The organism is Psychrobacter sp. PAMC 21119 (assembly GCF_000247495.1).
GTDB classification, from domain to species: Bacteria; Pseudomonadota; Gammaproteobacteria; order Pseudomonadales; family Moraxellaceae; genus Psychrobacter; species Psychrobacter glaciei.
Window position 1 is genome coordinate 15,373 of record NZ_AHVZ01000017.1, and the last position, 19,006, is coordinate 34,378.

The 19,006-nt window shown below is 42.5% G+C and carries 17 protein-coding genes, 2 tRNA genes and 1 pseudogene; 11 read left to right on the top strand and 9 right to left on the bottom strand.

The features are described 5' to 3' along the window. Positions 1 to 166: 166 nt before the first annotated feature. The 3 genes from sthA to RH96_RS06485 all read right to left on the bottom strand — a co-directional run bounded on the left by sthA (position 167) and on the right by RH96_RS06485 (position 3,295). Positions 167 to 1,810: a Si-specific NAD(P)(+) transhydrogenase gene (gene sthA / locus RH96_RS06475; RefSeq protein ID WP_010198792.1), complete on the bottom strand. Its 1,644-nt coding sequence runs from the start codon at positions 1,808 to 1,810 to the stop codon at positions 167 to 169. 78 nt (positions 1,811 to 1,888) lie between these two features. Further along, positions 1,889 to 2,296: a hypothetical protein gene (locus tag RH96_RS06480; RefSeq protein ID WP_010198794.1), complete on the bottom strand. Its 408-nt coding sequence runs from the start codon at positions 2,294 to 2,296 to the stop codon at positions 1,889 to 1,891. Between the two features lie 102 nt (positions 2,297 to 2,398). Then, the gene (locus tag RH96_RS06485; RefSeq protein ID WP_010198796.1) at positions 2,399 to 3,295 is read right to left on the bottom strand and encodes a pyruvate, water dikinase regulatory protein; all 897 of its coding nucleotides are present in this window, start codon (positions 3,293 to 3,295) and stop codon (positions 2,399 to 2,401) included. 551 nt (positions 3,296 to 3,846) lie between these two features. Between RH96_RS06485 and ppsA the strand changes: the two genes are divergently transcribed. The 5 genes from ppsA (at position 3,847) to rplI (ending at position 8,820) form a co-directional block, all read left to right on the top strand. Then, positions 3,847 to 6,231 carry a phosphoenolpyruvate synthase gene (ppsA, locus tag RH96_RS06490; RefSeq protein WP_010198798.1) on the top strand — a complete coding sequence of 795 codons (2,385 nt, stop codon included), beginning with the start codon at positions 3,847 to 3,849 and terminating at the stop codon, positions 6,229 to 6,231. Positions 6,232 to 6,345: 114 nt separating this feature from the next. Then, on the top strand, positions 6,346 to 7,335 hold the full coding sequence (locus RH96_RS06495) for an RDD family protein (protein WP_010198800.1): 990 nt from the start codon (positions 6,346 to 6,348) through the stop codon (positions 7,333 to 7,335). A 303-nt stretch (positions 7,336 to 7,638) separates the two neighbouring features. Continuing rightward, positions 7,639 to 8,043, top strand: a complete 405-nt coding sequence (gene rpsF, locus RH96_RS06500; RefSeq protein ID WP_010198801.1) for a 30S ribosomal protein S6 — start codon at positions 7,639 to 7,641, stop codon at positions 8,041 to 8,043. 16 nt (positions 8,044 to 8,059) lie between these two features. Continuing rightward, the gene (gene rpsR / locus RH96_RS06505) at positions 8,060 to 8,290 is read left to right on the top strand and encodes a 30S ribosomal protein S18 (RefSeq protein WP_010198808.1); all 231 of its coding nucleotides are present in this window, start codon (positions 8,060 to 8,062) and stop codon (positions 8,288 to 8,290) included. A 20-nt stretch (positions 8,291 to 8,310) separates the two neighbouring features. Beyond that, on the top strand, positions 8,311 to 8,820 hold the full coding sequence (gene rplI / locus RH96_RS06510) for a 50S ribosomal protein L9 (RefSeq protein WP_010198811.1): 510 nt from the start codon (positions 8,311 to 8,313) through the stop codon (positions 8,818 to 8,820). A gap of 99 nt (positions 8,821 to 8,919) precedes the next feature. On the opposite strand, the gene RH96_RS06515 is transcribed toward rplI, so the two are convergent. From RH96_RS06515 to RH96_RS06525, 3 genes and pseudogenes are all read right to left on the bottom strand, one after another. After that, on the bottom strand, positions 8,920 to 10,299 hold the full coding sequence (locus RH96_RS06515) for a PLP-dependent aminotransferase family protein (RefSeq protein ID WP_010198813.1): 1,380 nt from the start codon (positions 10,297 to 10,299) through the stop codon (positions 8,920 to 8,922). Positions 10,300 to 10,376: 77 nt separating this feature from the next. After that, positions 10,377 to 10,760: pseudogene (locus tag RH96_RS06520) on the bottom strand (transposase family protein); the annotation flags it as partial. A gap of 8 nt (positions 10,761 to 10,768) precedes the next feature. Beyond that, positions 10,769 to 11,209 (bottom strand): transposase family protein, encoded by a 441-nt coding sequence (locus RH96_RS06525; protein ID WP_010198822.1) that lies wholly within the window; start codon positions 11,207 to 11,209, stop codon positions 10,769 to 10,771. Between the two features lie 67 nt (positions 11,210 to 11,276). On the opposite strand from RH96_RS06525, the gene RH96_RS14550 reads away from it, so the two are divergent. The 4 genes from RH96_RS14550 (at position 11,277) to RH96_RS06545 (ending at position 13,725) form a co-directional block, all read left to right on the top strand. Beyond that, positions 11,277 to 11,945 carry a response regulator receiver protein gene (locus RH96_RS14550; protein ID WP_157999883.1) on the top strand — a complete coding sequence of 223 codons (669 nt, stop codon included), beginning with the start codon at positions 11,277 to 11,279 and terminating at the stop codon, positions 11,943 to 11,945. Between the two features lie 127 nt (positions 11,946 to 12,072). Continuing rightward, positions 12,073 to 12,486, top strand: a complete 414-nt coding sequence (locus RH96_RS06535) for an OsmC family protein (protein ID WP_010198833.1) — start codon at positions 12,073 to 12,075, stop codon at positions 12,484 to 12,486. A 13-nt stretch (positions 12,487 to 12,499) separates the two neighbouring features. After that, positions 12,500 to 12,964: a flavodoxin family protein gene (locus RH96_RS06540; RefSeq protein ID WP_010198836.1), complete on the top strand. Its 465-nt coding sequence runs from the start codon at positions 12,500 to 12,502 to the stop codon at positions 12,962 to 12,964. Positions 12,965 to 13,065: 101 nt separating this feature from the next. Then, positions 13,066 to 13,725 carry a DUF938 domain-containing protein gene (locus tag RH96_RS06545; protein WP_010198839.1) on the top strand — a complete coding sequence of 220 codons (660 nt, stop codon included), beginning with the start codon at positions 13,066 to 13,068 and terminating at the stop codon, positions 13,723 to 13,725. Between the two features lie 125 nt (positions 13,726 to 13,850). Here RH96_RS06545 and RH96_RS06550 read toward each other — a convergent pair whose 3' ends face one another. Further along, positions 13,851 to 14,642, bottom strand: coding sequence for a dienelactone hydrolase family protein (locus RH96_RS06550; RefSeq protein ID WP_010198843.1), 792 nt, complete (start codon positions 14,640 to 14,642; stop codon positions 13,851 to 13,853). A gap of 559 nt (positions 14,643 to 15,201) precedes the next feature. Here RH96_RS06550 and RH96_RS06555 point away from each other — a divergent pair. Both RH96_RS06555 and RH96_RS06560 read left to right on the top strand, forming a co-directional pair. Continuing rightward, the gene (locus RH96_RS06555; protein ID WP_010198846.1) at positions 15,202 to 17,289 is read left to right on the top strand and encodes a catalase; all 2,088 of its coding nucleotides are present in this window, start codon (positions 15,202 to 15,204) and stop codon (positions 17,287 to 17,289) included. 317 nt (positions 17,290 to 17,606) lie between these two features. Then, positions 17,607 to 18,389 (top strand): MBL fold metallo-hydrolase, encoded by a 783-nt coding sequence (locus RH96_RS06560; protein ID WP_010198853.1) that lies wholly within the window; start codon positions 17,607 to 17,609, stop codon positions 18,387 to 18,389. A 129-nt stretch (positions 18,390 to 18,518) separates the two neighbouring features. Here RH96_RS06560 and RH96_RS06565 read toward each other — a convergent pair. Further along, positions 18,519 to 18,594 (bottom strand) — tRNA-Lys (locus tag RH96_RS06565). Between the two features lie 152 nt (positions 18,595 to 18,746). Continuing rightward, positions 18,747 to 18,822 (bottom strand) — tRNA-Lys (locus RH96_RS06570). Between the last annotated feature and the right edge of the window lie 184 nt (positions 18,823 to 19,006).

Genomic DNA, 19,006 nt, shown 5'->3' on the forward strand with positions numbered 1-19,006 from the left:
TTTTTAAGTGATTGTTTTAGTCTCGTTTTGTCAGCCTTATTGTGTGAGTCTCGTTCTAAAATAGAGTTAAAAAAACCTTTTTGGTAAATTTATTTTAGGATGGAATACACAATAAAAAAAGCGCCTAACGATATCGTTAGGCGCTTTTTTTATTGTGTATTCCATCCTAAAATACGCGGTTAAGACCATTTAGCGCCGCGACGCGATAGGCTTCTGCCATCGTTGGATAATTAAAGGTCGTATTTACGAAGTACTCAAGCGTATTGTTACACTTCATGACCGCTTGTCCAATATGGATAATCTCTGAGGCATGATTGCCGTAGCAATGAATCCCCAATATCTCAAGCGTCTCACGGTGGAATAATATCTTTAATACGCCTGTACGCTCACCGATAATCTGGGCGCGAGCGAGATGCTTAAAGAAGGCTTGTCCCACTTCATAAGGTACTTGCTCATCCGTTAGCTCCTGCTCGGTCTTACCAATACTGGAGATTTCTGGAATGGTATAAATACCAGTAGGAACGCTCGAAACTGGCTCTGCGTCGCTATCACCAACCATAAAGGCTGCTGCACAGCGACCTTGGTCATAAGCAGCAGAAGCCAGAGATGGCCAGCCAATCACATCGCCAGCCGCATAGATATTTTCGATATCAGTACGGTAGGTATCATCCACCTTTAGCTGACCACGACTATTGGCTTCTAAGCCGATGGACTCCAAGTTTAAACCTTCCGTATTACCTGAGCGACCATTAGACCAAAGAATCGCATCAGACTTGATTTTTTTACCACTTTTTAAATGCAAAATCACACAGTCATCGTGAGTCTCAAGATGATCAATCTCTTCGTTATTGCGGATAAGGACGCCAAATTGTCTAAAGTCATGCGCTAGCGCATCACTGATTTCACTATCTAAGTAGCTGAGCAGCTTACCCTGATTGTTGATCAAGTCGACTTTATAGCCCAGACCGGTAAAGATAGAGGCGTACTCGCAGCCAATCACCCCAGCACCATAAATGATGATTTTTTTGACCACATAATCCATTTGCAGGATTTTATCCGAATCAAAAACGCGCGGATGATTGAAGTCTAAAATCTCAGGACGATAAGGGCGGCTACCAACAGTGATGATGGCTTTGTTAAAGGTAACGGTTTCAAAGACATTTTCATCAAGCTCAACACGAATGGTATGCGCATCGGTAAAGCTTGCCCAGCCATGAATCACTTCAATCTGATTGCGCTCATAAAAGCGAGTATGGGTGCTAACTTGATTGCGTATCACTTTACGAGCATTTGCAAGCACCTTGTTTAGTGGTACTTGGTGATACTCCATCGCCTTGGTAAACATAGGATCACGGCGAAAGTTAATCAAGTTAAATACCGATTGGCGTAACGCTTTACTCGGAATCGTGCCGACATGAGTAGAGTTGCCCCCAACTTGCTCACGCGGATCGATAACCACGACTTTCTTGCCTGATTTAGCAAGCTTCATGGCGGCCGCTTCACCAGCGGGTCCCGCGCCCAACACCACCGCATCATATTCAAACTGATGCTTGTCGCCCTTGATACGCTCAGAGTCTCTAGTAAATCCTGACTTTACATCAATACGGGTATCGTCTAGCGGATTAACCAAGTCAGGGTGGTGCATGATGTCGTCGGTGACTTGCTCATGTGTTTGTTCGATTTTTTCTTTTTTATTTTTGTCTGCCGTATGTTCAGGATTTGGCGCTACGCCGCTTTCTTTATTAGATACTTCGGTATGAATGTCTTCACCAGTGTCATTGGTAGCATCGCTAGTATTTTTGCTTCCCATTGTGTCCTCTTTATTTCTTTATTTGTCTGTCTTTAGGCTATGAATGAATCAATGCAAAGATGCGTCAGGGTCATGCTCCTAAGGAGTGCCCACCATACGTTGTGATAGGATGTTTTGCAATGTCCAATGCCCTGTCAAGCTTTGTTTGCCTTCATCTATTTGTGGACGCGCACTAATTATATACTCGGTGCCAAGGCTCGGTTTAAAATCATCGATCCAATCATAAGGAATCTGAAACACGCTGCCATCTTTGCTCGATTTGGCCAACAAGCACTGCATCGGTAACGCTGAAGCACACGCCACACGATTTGGCATAACAGTAAGCGTTTGCGCTTCACCCAACACAATCGTTGGAACATAACGGGGCTCAGGTACCGGCTCACGTGCAAATGGCGAGGTCTGACAAGCACTAAGCAAAGTCGCCGCGCTTAACAACAGGCTGGTAAGTAATAAAGGTGTCTTTCTAGACTTATAAGATGAACTCATAATATTCTCTATATGATAAAGGCATTGTTTTAAGTGAAATTGTTTTATACAAAATGGTACAAATTATTTTTGTCAACGCTAACATATTATTAGCTGCCAGCATTAACCAATACGGCGCTTAAGACCCGTCGTTTGTAAGATACGTGTGGCAATTTCTTCAACCGACATCTCTGATACGTCTAAGCTAGGAATACCGTGCGTGATATAAATACCTTGTATCGCCCGCTGCTCTTGCTGACACTGTTGATAACTAGAATAACGACTGCCTGCACGGCGTTCTTGACGAATTTTGACCAAGCGATCCGTATCAATGAGCAAGCCAAACAATTTGTCTTTGTGCTCACGCAACGCTTTTGGTAATTGATTGTCGTACAAATCATCTTCGGTCAAAGGATAGTTGGCCGCACGGATACCGAATTGTAAGGCTAGATATAATGACGTTGGGGTTTTGCCCGAGCGTGAGACTCCAATCAGAATAATATCGGCCGCATCATAATGACGTGTGCGTGCGCCATCGTCATTGTCCAAGGCAAAATGAACCGCGTCGATACGTTCCTTGTAGGTCTCAGAGTCGACATCATCGTGTGCATGACCTGAGTGTCCGTCTGGCTCCACCCCAGTCTCTTCGGCAACACGACCAATCAAACCCTCGTACATATCTAAGTTACAGCTGGTCGCTGAGTTGATTTTTTCGCGAATTTCAGAGTTAACAATGGTATCGAATACCAAAGGCAACACACCATCGCGTTGATAAGCCATGTTAATTTGCTCAACAGCGTCTTCGGCGCGCTCTAAACTATCGACATAAGGCAGTACGCGCGTCTCAAAAGGAACGGAAGCAAACTGACTTAAAATAGCACGTCCAAGAGTCTCAGCCGTAATAGCCGTACCATCAGAGATAAAAAATGCACTTCTTATGGTTTGCGAATTGTCTAAGTTCAACGCATCATGATTTTGTATCGTCGGCTTATTTTGTTCAGATAGATTGCTTGAGTACATAACTTTGATACCTCGGTTGAAACCCTAATATTGGCCTGTGACTGGCTTATTTTTTTGACTGTCTTTTGATCAGTCATCATATTTTAATGATTGATTCAATTATTCGCGCAGGGCGTTTCACTTTTCATTATACGCATAATAGAAGCTCAATAGAAATCAATGTTGTCGACAAGCGACGACAAACACCCCGCTCTTTCTTTCGATATTGTCCTGCACAATTTCGTTTTATTGACTATGTAAGTCCCAATATAAGTCCCAATATTATGTTCTATATATAGTGGTAAAAATCCTAGGAGTATTTTTGGACAGATTTTACTCATTTTTAGGGGGTTTGATGAAAATTATGGCACCCTGTTATTTCGGTAGCATTGACATTTTGGCTCGGCCATAAAAGTAAAACCGTCAGGCAACTGACGTAAATTATGTAGCAAACCCGACAATTTGTATCTTTTTGACGAATTTTTTGGTTCTAGGTCTCGAAATTATCCAAATATAGGGGTATAATTGACCGTTATAATCTTTACTAAATAACCTTATTTTCTGGAGTTATCATGGCAGCGCAATCTACAGCACTTGTAATCAATCTTGATCAGCTAGGAAAAGACGACATTGAGATGGTCGGCGGTAAGAACGCCTCATTAGGTGAAATGATCAGCCATTTGTCTGATTTGGGTGTTAGTGTTCCAGGCGGATTTGCCACCACTTCAAATGCATTTAACCGTTTTTTGAACGAAACTGGCTTGCTTGACAAAATCAACAGCGAGCTAAAAACATTAGATGTTAATGATGTAAAAAAACTTGCAGAAACGGGTAAAAAAATCCGTACGTGGATTATTGAGCAAGAGCTGCCAAGCGATCTAGAGCAAGAAGTGCGTCAGTCATTTGAAACCATGAGTGGCGGCGATGACATCGCGGTTGCTGTCCGTTCTTCTGCGACTGCCGAAGATTTGCCAGATGCCTCATTTGCCGGTCAGCAAGAGACTTTCCTAAACATTCGCGGTATTGATAACGTTCTGATTGCGATTAAAGAAGTATTTGCCTCTCTTTATAACGACCGCGCAATCTCTTATCGTGTACACAAAGGTTTTGAGCACGAAGGCGTTGCATTGTCTGCTGCTGTACAGCGCATGGTACGCTCAGAGACTGGTGCTGCTGGTGTGATGTTCACCCTAGATACAGAGAGTGGTTTTGATCAAGTGGTCTTTATCACCTCAAGCTATGGCCTAGGTGAAATGGTCGTACAGGGTGCGGTTAACCCAGATGAATTCTACATCTCTAAGCAATTGCTAGCCAATGGCAAACCTTCTGTTATTCGCCGTAACCTAGGCAGCAAGCATAAGAAAATGATCTACGGTGATGAAGGCAGCACGACTAAGTCTGTCAAAACCGTTGATGTTGAAAAACAAGATCGCATGCAGTTCTCGCTATCTACCGAAGAGCTGACCTCACTTGCCAAGCAAGCGATGACCATTGAAAAGCATTACGGTCAAGCGATGGATATCGAATGGGCAAAAGACGGCGACACCAATGAAATTTTTATCGTTCAAGCCCGTCCAGAAACCGTAAAAAGCCGCCAAGACAGCAATGTCATGGAACGTTATATCATCAATACAACTGATGCAAAAATCTTATGTGAAGGCCGCTCAATTGGTCAACGCATTGGTGCGGGCAAAGTACGTATCGTTAGCAACCTAAACGAGATGGACAAAGTACAAGACGGCGACGTCCTCGTATCAGACATGACCGATCCAGATTGGGAACCAGTCATGAAGCGTGCCTCTGCCATCATCACTAACCGTGGTGGTCGTACCTGTCATGCAGCTATTATCGCCCGTGAGCTTGGTGTACCGGCTATCGTCGGTTGTGGTAATGCCACTGAACTGTTGGTTGATGGTCAAGACGTCACTGTTTCGTGTGCCGAGGGCGATACTGGTTTCATTTATGAAAGCCAAATTGACTTTGAAATACAGACCAACTCTGTTGAATCTATGCCAGATCTTGCCTTCAAGATTATGATGAACGTTGGTAATCCAGATCGCGCCTTCTCTTTCACCCAAATGCCGAACGAAGGTATTGGTCTTGCGCGTCTTGAATTCATCATCAACCGTATGATCGGTGTGCATCCAAAAGCCTTGCTAAACATGAACAGCTTGCCACGTGAGATATCACAAGCAATCCAAGAGCGTATCGCTGGTTATGCTTCACCTGTTGACTTTTATGTTGATAAATTGGTCGAAGGTATCTCAACTTTAGCCGTTGCCTTTATGGATCAGCCAGTTATCGTTCGTATGTCGGATTTTAAATCAAACGAATATGCTAACTTGCTTGGTGGTAAGCTATACGAGCCATCAGAAGAAAACCCAATGCTTGGTTTCCGCGGTGCCAGTCGTTATGTGTCTGACAACTTCCGTGACTGCTTCGAGCTTGAGTGTAAAGCACTGAAACGCGTCCGTGATGAGATGGGTCTAGTCAACGTCGAGATTATGATTCCTTTCGTACGTACCGTTGGCGAAGCAGCACAAGTCATCGAGTTACTTGAGAAAAACGGTCTAAAACGTGGCGAGAACGGCTTACGCATCATCATGATGTGTGAACTACCGACCAATGCGCTATTAGCAGAAGAGTTCTTAGAATACTTCGATGGTTTCTCAATCGGCTCTAACGATTTGACTCAGTTGACCCTTGGTCTAGATCGTGACTCAGGCATCGTCTCACATCTATTTGATGAGCGTGACCCTGCGGTTAAGAAGCTGTTGACTATGGCTATCGATGCTTGCCGCAAAGCGGGTAAGTATGTCGGTATCTGTGGTCAAGGGCCATCAGATCATCCAGATCTAGCTTACTGGTTAATGGAGCAAGGTATCAGCTCAGTATCATTGAACCCAGATTCAGTACTAGATACTTGGTTATTCTTGGCTGGCGAAGAATCAAAGTAAGCCATTACGTTCATTCGTAGCGGTCATTTACACAGTCATTAAAAGTACCACTATTAGGGTCTATTTGATTTTTTCAAATAGACCCTAATATAATGTATGAAGACATGACTAACTATGCAGGCAATTATGCAGATTTTCCTTGCTCGAAATAACGTACAAGCTGGGCCATATAGTTTGGATCAGCTCAATATCATGCTCACATCTGGTGAAGTATTATTTGACGATTTGATATGGCACGACGGCCTAGACCAATGGCAGCGAGTTGGTAACTTGACGAACAATCAAGGGGTTTATCGACCTACTAGCATCAGCAGCCCTGAGGTTAATGACTCTATTGTCAATAATGTCACCGTGTTTCCCGAAGACACTGAAACCAGTAGCGCTAAAGACGGAAAAAGCGTGTCGTTAGACAGACTATATGGTAAGCCTGAACGTCCAAAAGACAATGCCAAAGCAGATATGACCAGCAACCGTCATCACACACCGCATAATAATGTGTCATTAAATAAAACGGCTGCTAATAAGAATATCACAGCCAAAGATAAAGTCGTTGGCGATGTAGTACTAGCCCCGATCATGTCGCGCATATTGGCAACTGCGCTCAATGGCTTATTGTACTTGCTAGCCATCTTTCCACTTGGATTAGCGTTAACCAAAATGGATGTGGACTATAGCAAGTTTCAAAATATCCAAGACATGGACGCCGCTTATCAATATTCAATGACGCTGATGGAGAGCCTTCCTAGCAGCACATTGATGATATCGCAAGTCATGGTTTTTGGCTTGTTTGCGTTACAGTTAGTATTTATCACTATGCGTGGTCAATCACTGGGCAAGCTGATTACAGGTATTCGCGTCGTGGATCAAACCACGCATCGTCTGCCTTCTTTTATCAAACTTATCGGCACGCGTACTTTGCTATTGTTCATTATTTACAACTTACTGTTTTCATTCACCAGCTTTTTAGGTTTTGTGATTGTCGCCATTCATTATTATATGGCCTCAAAAAGCCCGCAAAATATCGGCTGGCATGACAAGCTTGCCAAAACGTTGGTGGTAAAAGCAGATAGCAGTCAATTGATAAAACAGCCCAAAGTAAAATAGCAACGTTTTGAGCGTTTTATCAAAAATAAGTCTTAGATGATGTCAAAAAAGTAGCGTTTTATCGTGGCTTTTTATTGATACAGATCATTGATACAGAAAAATTTATTGTTTTCATGTTTTTATTGGCAGCTACGCAACGATTAACCTTTGTGTTAATCGTTGCGTACTGTTATAATACGGCGCTTTATAAACTAAGCTTTTTTCCTATTATATTTTGTTATATTTGATGGGAATACAGCTTACCTTATAAATCTCCTTGCTATTAACATAGGGTTAATAGCTACTAATCCGTAAGGAGTCATAATGCGACATTACGAACTGGTGTTAATTGTACACCCAGACCAAAGCGACCAAGTGGTCGGCATGGTTGAACGCTATATCAAGTTAGTTCAAGACAACAACGGTGTTATCCATCGTTTAGAAGATTGGGGCCGTCGTCAACTGGCTTACCCAATCAACAAGATTCACAAAGCTCATTACGTTCTTTTCAACATTGAAACTGACGGTGAGACTTTAGCTGAGCTTGAAGAATTATTCCGTTATAACGACGCGATCATTCGTAGTCTAGTTATGCGCCGTGACGACGCTGTCACTGAAGAGTCGCAGTTAGCCAAGAATGCCGATGAAAAACGCGCACGCAAAGCAACTACTCGTCGTCCAGACAGTCGTGAAAACGATAATGACGACAACGACAACAGTGAAGACTAATTAAAGGAGAATACTCATGGCACGTTTCTATCGCCGTCGCAAATTCTGCCGTTTCACTGCTGAAGGCATCACTCACATCGATTATAAAGATGTTGAATTGCTAAAACAGTATATCAGTGATAATGGTAAAATCGTACCAAGCCGCATTACCGGTACATCTACTAAATATCAGCGTCAACTAGCTACTGCTATCAAGCAAGCTCGTTATTTATCGCTACTTCCATACACTGATAACCATCAGGGTTAACCGTTAACTAGGAATGACTCATGCAAATTATTTTGTTACAGCGTATCGTCAACCTTGGTAAACTCGGTGAAACTGTCGATGTAAAACCAGGTTACGGACGTAACTTTCTTATCCCATTGGGCAAAGCTCTACCTGCTAATAAAGCTAACATTGAAAAGTTCGAAACACGTCGTGCCGAACTCGAAGCTGAAGAAGCAAAAGAAGTAGCTGTTGCTCAAGAACGTGCTGATGCATTGACTGACGTTAATGTTATCATGCGTGCTAAATCAGGTGACGAAGGCAAGCTATTCGGCTCTATCGGTACTCGCGATATCGCTGAAGCATTGACTAACTCAGGTCTAGAAGTAGACCGTGCTGAAATCAAGCTACCTGAAGGTACACTACGTCAAGTGGGCGAATATAATGTTGATATTCAACTACATCATGACGTTACTGCTAGCATCTTAGTTACTATCCTATCTGAAGATGGCGATGACCAAGATACAGCTGAAGAAGCTACAGACGAGAATGACAACTATTCTGAAGAGTAATCTTTGAAATAGTTAGACTCAGTCTATAAAAAGCCAGCAACCTTGTGTTGCTGGCTTTTTTTATGTCAATTCATTCAGCGCACACATCGGCTCAATCTCTTAATCCAATGACTCAGCCAACACTTCATAAATCCTAGCGTCTGATGCTTGTGCGACATTGAAACGCATAAAATTTTCAGCGTTCTGAGCTTGACTAAAGACATTGCCCGGAGCCAATAACACACCCTTTGCTAAGCAAGCGTTTGCTAATTCAGCCGCGTTGTTGCCCTCAGGTAACTGACACCAAAGAAACATGCCAGCTTGTGGTAATAGACAGGGAGCTATACCCAATTTAGCCAAGCGTGGTAACGTTTGCAAGCGTGCTTTTGCCAAGCGTAGATGCATAGTATTCATATGTTTGCGGTAACCACTATCTGTCAATGCAGATAAAACCACTGCTGCCGCCAACTGCCCACCACCAAAACCTGTGGCTATTTTTAAGTCTAATAAGCTCTCTACCCAAGCAGTTGGTGCCGCAATATAACCGCAGCGCAATGATGCAGATAAGGTTTTAGAAAAGCTACCGATATAGAATACTTGCGATAAACCATCTAATGCTGCCAACCTAGTTGCTGGAGTAATCTCAAAGTCCGCAAAAATGTCATCTTCAATGATATATAACCCAGCGGCTTGTGCCAGTTGCAGCACTTTATAGGCTGTGGCTGGTGACAACGTAGCGCCTGTAGGGTTATGTATCGCGGCATTGGTTATATAAAGGCGCGGCTTATGCTCATCTAATACTGCAGCGAATACATCAACATCCGGCCCAGTAGAGGTGTAAGGTACTCCTACCACCTTTACCCGATGTGCTTTTAATAACGCATGAAAATTAAAGTAACAAGGATCATCTACGACTACGGTATCACCTGGTGTCAATAAAAAACGACAAATCAAATCTATGGCCTGTGTACCAGACTCAGTCAACATGACCTGCGACGGTTCCGCGTTTATCCCCAAACCTACCATACGCCTAGTAAGTAGTTGGCGCAATTCTAATAATCCCAATGGCGTGGCATACTCGCTCATCACACTCGCACTGCCCTTCGCCACACTACGCAATCCGCGACGCATACCTTCTTCATATAGCCAGTCAGGCGGTAACCAGCCACATCCTGGCTTCAAAGCATTATCAGAAGTTTCAAGCGATTGCCTCGACACCCATAACGGATCTACGGCTCGATCAAGCTTTGGAGCAATATCTGCCAAGGATAGTGGTGGCGTAGACTCGGCAACGTAAAAGCCAGCACCTGGACGCGAGTATATAATCCCATCAGCTTGCAGCCGCTCATAAGCTTCTACGACTGTCGACGGTGAAAAACCGTGATTTTTAGCAGCGGCGCGTACCGAAGGCAAACGTGTACCGGGCATGTAGATGACAGTAGCAATCTTTGCTTTTACATCCGCTCTTACCATCTCAATACGAGTCGATCCAATTTTCATAATTCTCTATTCTCTATTCTCTATTCTCTATTCTCTATTCTCTATTCTCTACCATGCCATTAGACCTCTTGCAAAAGTCATAGGTTTAGCTCGAAATTAATGATACCAGCAAACAGCTTCATTCTAAGATCATAGCGCTGACGACGGTTACGATATTTATGAGCCACGATTTTGAACAACTTAATTAAGCCTATTTTGTGCTCAACCACAATACGGAACTTTGCCAGATAGTGATTGGCCTGTTTGCATATCTCTAATAACTGACCACCACGAGGTTTCTTAAATGGCGTGAAGGTTTGGTTATGTAGCTTTGCTATACCCTGATAACCACTATCGGCTAATAGCTTGGCGTCACAAGGTAACCAGTCAGGACAAGTATCTTTATAGAGCTTAAAATCGTGGATTGACCCTTTGCAGGTTTGTACATCAAGTATCAACCCTGTTTGCCAATGAACGATAACCTGCGCTTTTAAGGTGTGTTGTTTTTTCTTACCGCTATAGTAGTCGCTTTGGTTTTTTTTGGATGCTCAATTGGGGTTTCGGTCGCATCAACAATGACGACGCTCCAATTGATGTCATCATCGACGCGACTAGGGAGCTTTTTGGGCAATTCAAACTTGCCAGAGTCAATCAGGATGTCTTCTACTTTACGGATGATACGGCTAGCAGAAGATTCATGAATACCAAAGTCCATACTGATATGATAAAGCGTGCGGTATTCACGCCAATAAGTCAGCGCTAGTAGTATTTGTGCTTTAAGACTGAGCACGCTGGGTCTGCCTGATTTGGTTTTAGATGCTTCATGCTCTTGCATGGCCTCAAGCATGTCATAAAAGGTGGCTTTATGAATGCCAGTATAGCGTTTAAAACCAGCGTCACTTTGTTTGAGTAGCTTATCTATGTTTGGCATGGTTCCTAAAAAGTTATGAGCGTCTTCTTATTTTAATTCCCTTTGCTACTTTTGCAAGAGGTCTAATATCGATAAAAAATTTAGAGATGTATGGGAGGAAGCTAGAATAACTTATTCAATAGCTATCATTGAGAAAATGGTACTCTCAACTAATCAAGATATATTTCATTCACAGATACCAATGGAAGCGAATGGAATGCTTAGTAAGGAGTTGTCTAATTCCTACATAGTTCAAAGAGCTTGGTCTGAAATACCTACAGCTAGTGTTTCAAATATTTTGATACAGGTAAGATCGCGCCTTTTAGATTTTGTTCTGGAATTAAGTTCTGAGTTCTTTAATATAGAATCTGATAAAGAAATAAAAGAAACAGTTGGAAAGCTCGATGCTTCCAATCTCTTTAACAATGCGATATTTGGAGACAATGCAACTATATTATTGGGTTCAGAAAATATCCAAAAAGTGACAAACAGTATTGTAAAGAATGATTTTGATTCGTTAGCTGTAACATTGCAGCAGAATGGAGTTCATGAAAGCGATGTTGCCTTGCTCAAAGATGCTATTAATAGTGATCAGAGTTTTTCGATAGTTGAAAAGGACAAATTTGGTCCTTCGGTAAAGTCATGGATGGAGTCAATATTATCCAAAGTAATAAATGCAAGTTGGCAAATTGAGTTAGGCGTGGCAGGGAGCTTACTCGCTACAGCACTAAACAATTACTATGGTCTAGTAGCATAATAAAAAGATGTAGTGGAGCAATGAATACTGTACATCGCTTTATTCCAAATAATAATCTTACAAATAGACTTTCTTTCTTAAAACTCCAAACCTAAAATCTCAAATCCTAACTATTAAAGGGAACCCTATGACCACCTCAAAAGTAACCTACCAAGGTAATTTACGCACCCAAGCCATTCATTTACAATCTAATAACCAAATCATTACCGACGCTCCTATAGACAATCACGGTAAGGGCGAAGCTTTTTCACCGACTGATTTATTAGCGACCAGCTTAGCCAGTTGCATGCTGACCATTATCGGGATTAAAGCTCGCGATATGGATATCGATATCACTGGTACTACCGCTGAAGTGACCAAAGTTATGACAGCTAATCCAAGACGCGTGAGTGAGATACATATCATTGTGACTTTTAATAATGAGCTTGATGATAGAACACAAACCATCTTTTATAACACCGCATTGACTTGCCCTGTGGCTAAAAGTATCCACCCTGATATTACTCAGAATGTCACTTTTAAATGCGCAAAACCGCTTTGATAAGGTAACGACTATGTCTGCCAAAATGCTACTCATCGTCGCGCATGCGCCATCGCCCAACACTCAGAAATTGGCGCAGGCAGCTCTCGACGGTGCCAATCATCCTGATATAGATATCACTGTCATCTTGAAATCACCGCAGGATACGCAGCCTGAAGATGTGTTGGCTGCTGATGCGCTACTACTAGGTACGACCGAAAATCTAGCGTATATGGCAGGGCTGACCAAGGACTTTTTTGATCGTTGCTATTATCCAGTGTTGGAAGAAAAGCAAGGCATGCCATTTGCGGTATATATACGGGCAGGGCATGATGGCACGGGTACTAAGCTTGCGCTCAAAACCATTTCCACTGGATTACGCTGGTCATGGATTCAAGAGGCGCTGATACTACAAGGTGATTGGCAAGATAGCTTTGTTGAGCAAGTAGAAGAGCTTGCCATGATGCTGGCTGCTGGGGTAGAAGCGGGTATTTACTAGTACTGAGACATTTGGCAGTGACTAGAGTAGGATATGACAATGCTTATGAATCTATCGACATTAATGCTAAGACAATAATAGACGGTCTGGAGAGAGTAGTCATGCATGACACTGATCTAAATAGTGATAATCTGAATAGTAAAGTGGACATCGCTGCATTGCCGTTTTCTCAAGCGTGTGAGAATAATAAGCAGCCTATCTTAGAAGTGCTGCAAATTGAACTACAAGGCTTTAATCATGTGTTAGAGATTGGCTCTGGAACTGGTCAGCATAGTGCGCACTTTGCGCCCAATCTGCCTGAGCTACAATGGCAAACCAGTGATGTGACTAATAATCATCGGCACATAACAGCTTGGCATCATGCTTACCCTGCGCCTAATCTATATGCCCCTTTGGCGTTTGATTTGAGTACGGATTCCGTACCTGTGAATAGCCAGTTCAACTTACCTTATGATGCAATGTTTACGGCCAATACGCTGCATATTATCAGCTGGGCTTTGGTTGAACGGTTATTTGCATTGGCTGGTGATGCGTTACCTACTGAGGGCAAACTGATTGTCTATGGCCCATTTAACGAAAATGGCAAATATACCAGTGAGGGTAATCAGCGATTTGATGCGATGCTGAGAGCAGGCAACCCTGATAGTGGTATTCGTGATAAAGAAGATATTGTAAGCTTGGCAACCACGCATCATCTACTGCTATGCAAAACGTATGCGATGCCTGCCAATAATCAACTGTTAGTATTTCAAAAGTACTAAGTTTTTAAAGCGTCAGCAAAAATTAAATAAAAAAAAGACACCTCAATGGATCGTTATAAGATCTTATTGAGGTGTCTTTTTTTGGGCTTGCTTATATTATTACTTATTTGATTTGTACAGTTAGACTATTTATATTCTTCTGCTAAGAAGTCCAAGTAACGTTTCCAAGAGCGCTCATCGGCGCGGGCATCATATCTATCGCTACCGAACACGCTAAAGGCATGTGGTGCGCCGCTGTATGTCACCATCTCATGAGGTACCTTGGCTGCTTCTAATGTCTTACCCAAAGTCGCAAAGCTTTCTAGAGAGACAGATTGGTCAGCTGAGCCATGGAATACTAATATCTCTCCAGTGGTATTGTCATAGCTTTGACCCGTTGGGATATCAAAGGCACCGTGGAAGGGCACAAAGGCTTTTTGCTCAAAGCCTGAGCGTGCTAGCTCTAAGGCGACCGTACCGCCAAAACAATAGCCCATGGTCGTGCCTTTGCGCACATCATTGCCTTGTAGTTGTCCGGCTGTTAATGCCCCTGCTAATATGCGACGCATTTTATTACGATCATCATATAGCTCACCAGTTAGGCGTTTGTTTTCTTCGATAGAAGTAGGGCGAACACCTTGTCCGAACATGTCTGCCGCCAATACGTTATAGCCTTCAGCCGCTAACATGTCAGCACGTTTGCGCTCATAATCTGTCAATCCATCCCAATCATGAATGAGCAAAATAAAAGGTGCGTTTGGTTTATCCGCTTTGGCGTAATAGCCTTCGTATGCTTGGTCATCAACTGTATAAGTAACGTTTTTGGTCGTGATAGCGGCAGCCGTTTGACTAAAAGTTAGTATCATTAGACCCATTGAAGCGCCTACTAGCAACGAGTGATAAGGTTTATTAGATGGAGATTTTAAAGTTGGTAGCATAATGGATCGCCTTATAGTTATATAAAAAGTAGTCGCATCGTCAAATTCATATAAATCCGCTACATCGTCATCCTCGCTAAGCATACTAATGTATAACTTACGCTCGGTTTTCTTGTATCGAAATTATTTGAATTCAACGGTATAAAAAAGATAAATATAAAGCTAAAACCATGCCAATTTATTTATCGATAGTCTTTAGTACTTCATAAAAGCATACCTTAAAGAATAACTACATTACAAGATTCTATTGTTAATATTGACACTCCCTTAAGACAGCCTAAAACGGCTAGTTTATAGCGACTGCAAACCTTAACCAAACATCAACAAGGTTTACTATATACGCAACTATATTTGACTTAATTTTTGGGTAGTATAAGTCCTAAGCCTATTATTCCTTTATGAATTTTAGTGCGGTATCAATTTAACGCTCGGCAATGCTGAAGACACAGACAAATAATTGACAGATGAAGTCATCATTCTCTCAAAGGATATCAAACCTGTGTAAGCACTCTTTTAACGATTTAAAAGAGCATTCTCAATCTATTAGCTAGGACTTTTTATGAATAATAATATCGATCATACTGACCCCGCCAAAGACATGAATACTGAACGTGGCAATGGTGGTGAAACCCATCAACGCGCAGGCGATGACACCAAAGTATTGACCACGCAGCAAGGTGTGGCTATCGCTGACAACCAAAACTCTCTAAAAACAGGCTCACGTGGGCCTACGCTGTTAGAAGATTTTGTGCTACGTGAAAAAATCAATCATTTTGACCATGAGCGTATCCCTGAGCGTATCGTCCATGCTCGTGGTAGTGCAGCACACGGTTATTTTGAGCTGACAGAGTCACTAGAAGAATATACGACTGCCAAAGTATTGACCGAAACAGGTAAGCAAACGCCATTGTTTACGCGCTTTTCAACGGTAGCGGGTAATAAAGGCTCAAAAGATACGCCACGAGATGTGCGCGGTTTTGCTGTGAAAATATATACAGAAGAAGGTAACTGGGATATCGTTGGTAACAATATGCCAATCTTCTTTATCCAAGATGCGATGAAGTTCCCAGATTTGATTCATGCGGTAAAACCAGAACCAGATCGCGGTTTTCCGCAAGCAGCTTCTGCCCATGATACGTTTTGGGATTTTGTCTCGTTAAGTCCTGAAACCATGCACAATCTAATTTGGCTGATGAGTGATCGTGGTCTACCACGTAGCCTACGCATGATGGAAGGCTTTGGTATTCATAGCTACCGTTTGATTAATAAAGATGGCAAAAGTACCTTTGTACGTTTCCACTGGAAACCAGTATTGGGCGTACAGTCAACCACGTGGGATGAAGCAGTGAAAATCTCAGGCGCTGATCCTGATTATCATCGTCGTGACTTATTTGAGTCAATCAACAACGGTGACTATCCTGAGTGGGAGTTTGGCGTACAGTTATTTACCGAAGAAGAAGCCAATGACTTTCCGTTCGACCATCTCGATGCGACCAAACTGATTCCTGAAGAATTGGTGCCAGTGAAAGTCGTCGGTAAAATGGTGCTGAATCGTTATCCAGATAACTTCTTTGCAGAAACTGAGCAAGTAGCGTTCTGCCCATCGCATTTGCCACCTGGTGTTGATTTTAGTAATGACCCATTATTGCAAGGTCGTCTGTTCAGTTACTTGGACACCCAACTATCACGTCTAGGGTCGCCAAACTTTGCCCAGATTCCTATTAATGCACCAAAATGTCCGTTTGCTAACAATCAGCAAGATGGTCATATGCAGATGCAAGTACCTAAGACGCGTGTACTCTATGAGCCACAAAGCCTAGATCCAACTCGTCCGCGTGAAAGCGCTAAACGTGGCTTTAATTCATTCCATGAGCAGTTAGATGATGGTGTAAAAGGTCGCGTACGTGACGAGAGCTTCGCTGATCATTACAGCCAGCCACGTATGTTCTATCGTAGTCAGACGGCTATTGAGCAAGCGCATATTGCTTCTGCTTATGCATTTGAGCTGGGCAAAGTAGATACAGCACATGTACGTACTCGTATGCTGAGTCATTTGATTCATATCGATGAAGATTTGGCCAACCGTGTAGCAACGGCGCTGGGTATGGAACTGCCAGAGCCTGCTGATGCCGCTGCACCTGTACAGAATATGGCAACTTCTAAAGCACTACAAACCATTGGTCTAACGCCTGACAGTCTAAAAGGTCGCATGCTCGGAATATTAGTCGCAGAAGGCTCTAATAGTAGCGAAATCAAAAAATTCGAAGATGCTGCTAAAGCGCAAGGCGCTAGTGTCAAAATCGTCGCGCCTAATAAAGAAGTTGTGTTGGATGATGGTACACGCATCCAAGCTGATGAGCGCCTCGCTGGTGGTCCGTCAGTGATGTTTGATGCCGTGGTTAGTATCATTATGCCAGAGCAGGCTAAGAAGCTAGCAAAAGACAGTGCAGCGCTAGATTGGTTCAATGATGCTTATGCTCATTGCAAAGCCATTGCTTATTGCGGTGCGACCGATGAATTTATCTTAAGCAAGCTGCCCATTGAAAAAGATGAATTTGTGACGCCATTGGCTGAATTAGATACCTTTATCAGCAATGCCAAGTCTCGTCTATGGGAACGTGAGCCAAAGGTTCGTGACCTTGCATAATCAATAGGTAGGTAATCTCGACTACGATTTATTTTAAATACTAAATGTTTTCTTAAACCCAGCCTATGTGCTGGGTTTTTGCTTTTTACTAATTAATAAGGTGAGAGTTATCATGGATATATACAGGCGGTTATTAATAATGAGTTGTCCATAGTTATTAGTCGCATCGTCTCTGTATGCCGTATTACTCTTGTATATAGTCACGAGCGTTCACTCAAAGTCGTTTTTTTTGGACTGACGGACGTTATACTAAAGATTGTCTATAAAATTGAATAAAAGCCTCACAATAGCAATGATGAATGAGGTAGGGAATACCAATGAGTTTATGTGAAATCGTACGTTTAGAAGGCTATATCCAGAGTACCTACCTTGCGGTATATCCGGATAAAATCATGCTGCTAGATGGTGGCTGCCGTGCTGATGTGACGATGGTGATTGATTATATTAAAACGACGCTAAAGCGACCGATCACTGATCTGAAAGTAGTGGTGGTCACACACATGCATCCTGATCATGCAGGCGGGGCAAATAAGTTTCGAAAAGAGACCGGCTGTCTGATAGTCTCTGCTGACAAGAAAGGTCAATGGTATGGTGGTATTGGTGGACGTGCCATGCACCTTGTAGACATAAATCTAGGGTATTATGTGGCCAGACGTCAAGGGCGACCATTTAAAAACCTGTATTATTCTGCAAGCTTGAAACCAGATATCACGGTAAAAGATGGTGAGCTTGTGCCAAAGTTTGATGAATGGCAAGTTTTAGAAACGCCGGGACATACGGATCGTGATTTGTCTTTATTTCACCTGCCTAGCCGCCAAGTATACACAGCTGATTTGATCATCAAGCTACGCCATAAATTCGTTGCACCCTTTCCTGTCTATGACCCTAAAACATACATCCAGTCTTTACAGAAGATAAGAGATTTGAAACCCTCAATGGTGATGATGGCGCATGGCCGAGAGCTGGCTATGGACACAGCAGATTTTGATCATTTTATTGCTCAAGCGCCCAAGCATCCACGTACGATTAAAGACACCATCAAGCACAAACTAATGTGGCAAAAGGATGGGGACTTTAATATCTGGAAACGCAAACGTTAGATATAGTCAGTGAAAAGTAATCTCGATATATCAGCAGTATCGTAGCGTTTTTAGGGTATTTTGACTATAGTAGAAAAAAAGCATAAGCAAAAAAAAGCCCAGTCACAAAATGACTGGGCTTTCTAAATATGGTGGGCTGTCCGCGACTCGAACGCGGGACCAATTGATTAAAAGTCAACTGCTCTACCAACTGAGCTAACAACCCTGAAGAGTGTATAAAAAGCATTTGCTTTTTAACTCTGCAAAAGAAAATCCTATGTAACGAACTTTCTAAAAACTAAACGATGTCTTTTAAACTTATCTTTATTGGTCTACTACCGGATAGGGCAGAACGATTAATAAAGAGCAAACTAAATATGGTGGGCTGTCCGCGACTCGAACGCGGGACCAATTGATTAAAAGTCAACTGCTCTACCAACTGAGCTAACAACCCTAACGTTTAAAGTGTTTGTATCCCTAAACGTGAGAGCACATTATATATATAATTAAGACAATTACAACCCCGTATTAGGAAAAAAGTGTAAATCTCTCGTAAAACTGCGTATTTCTTTGATTTTTTATCGTCACATCGACATTTCGTACTGAATATTTGGCCAAAACGCTCAGGTGTCTAGGTA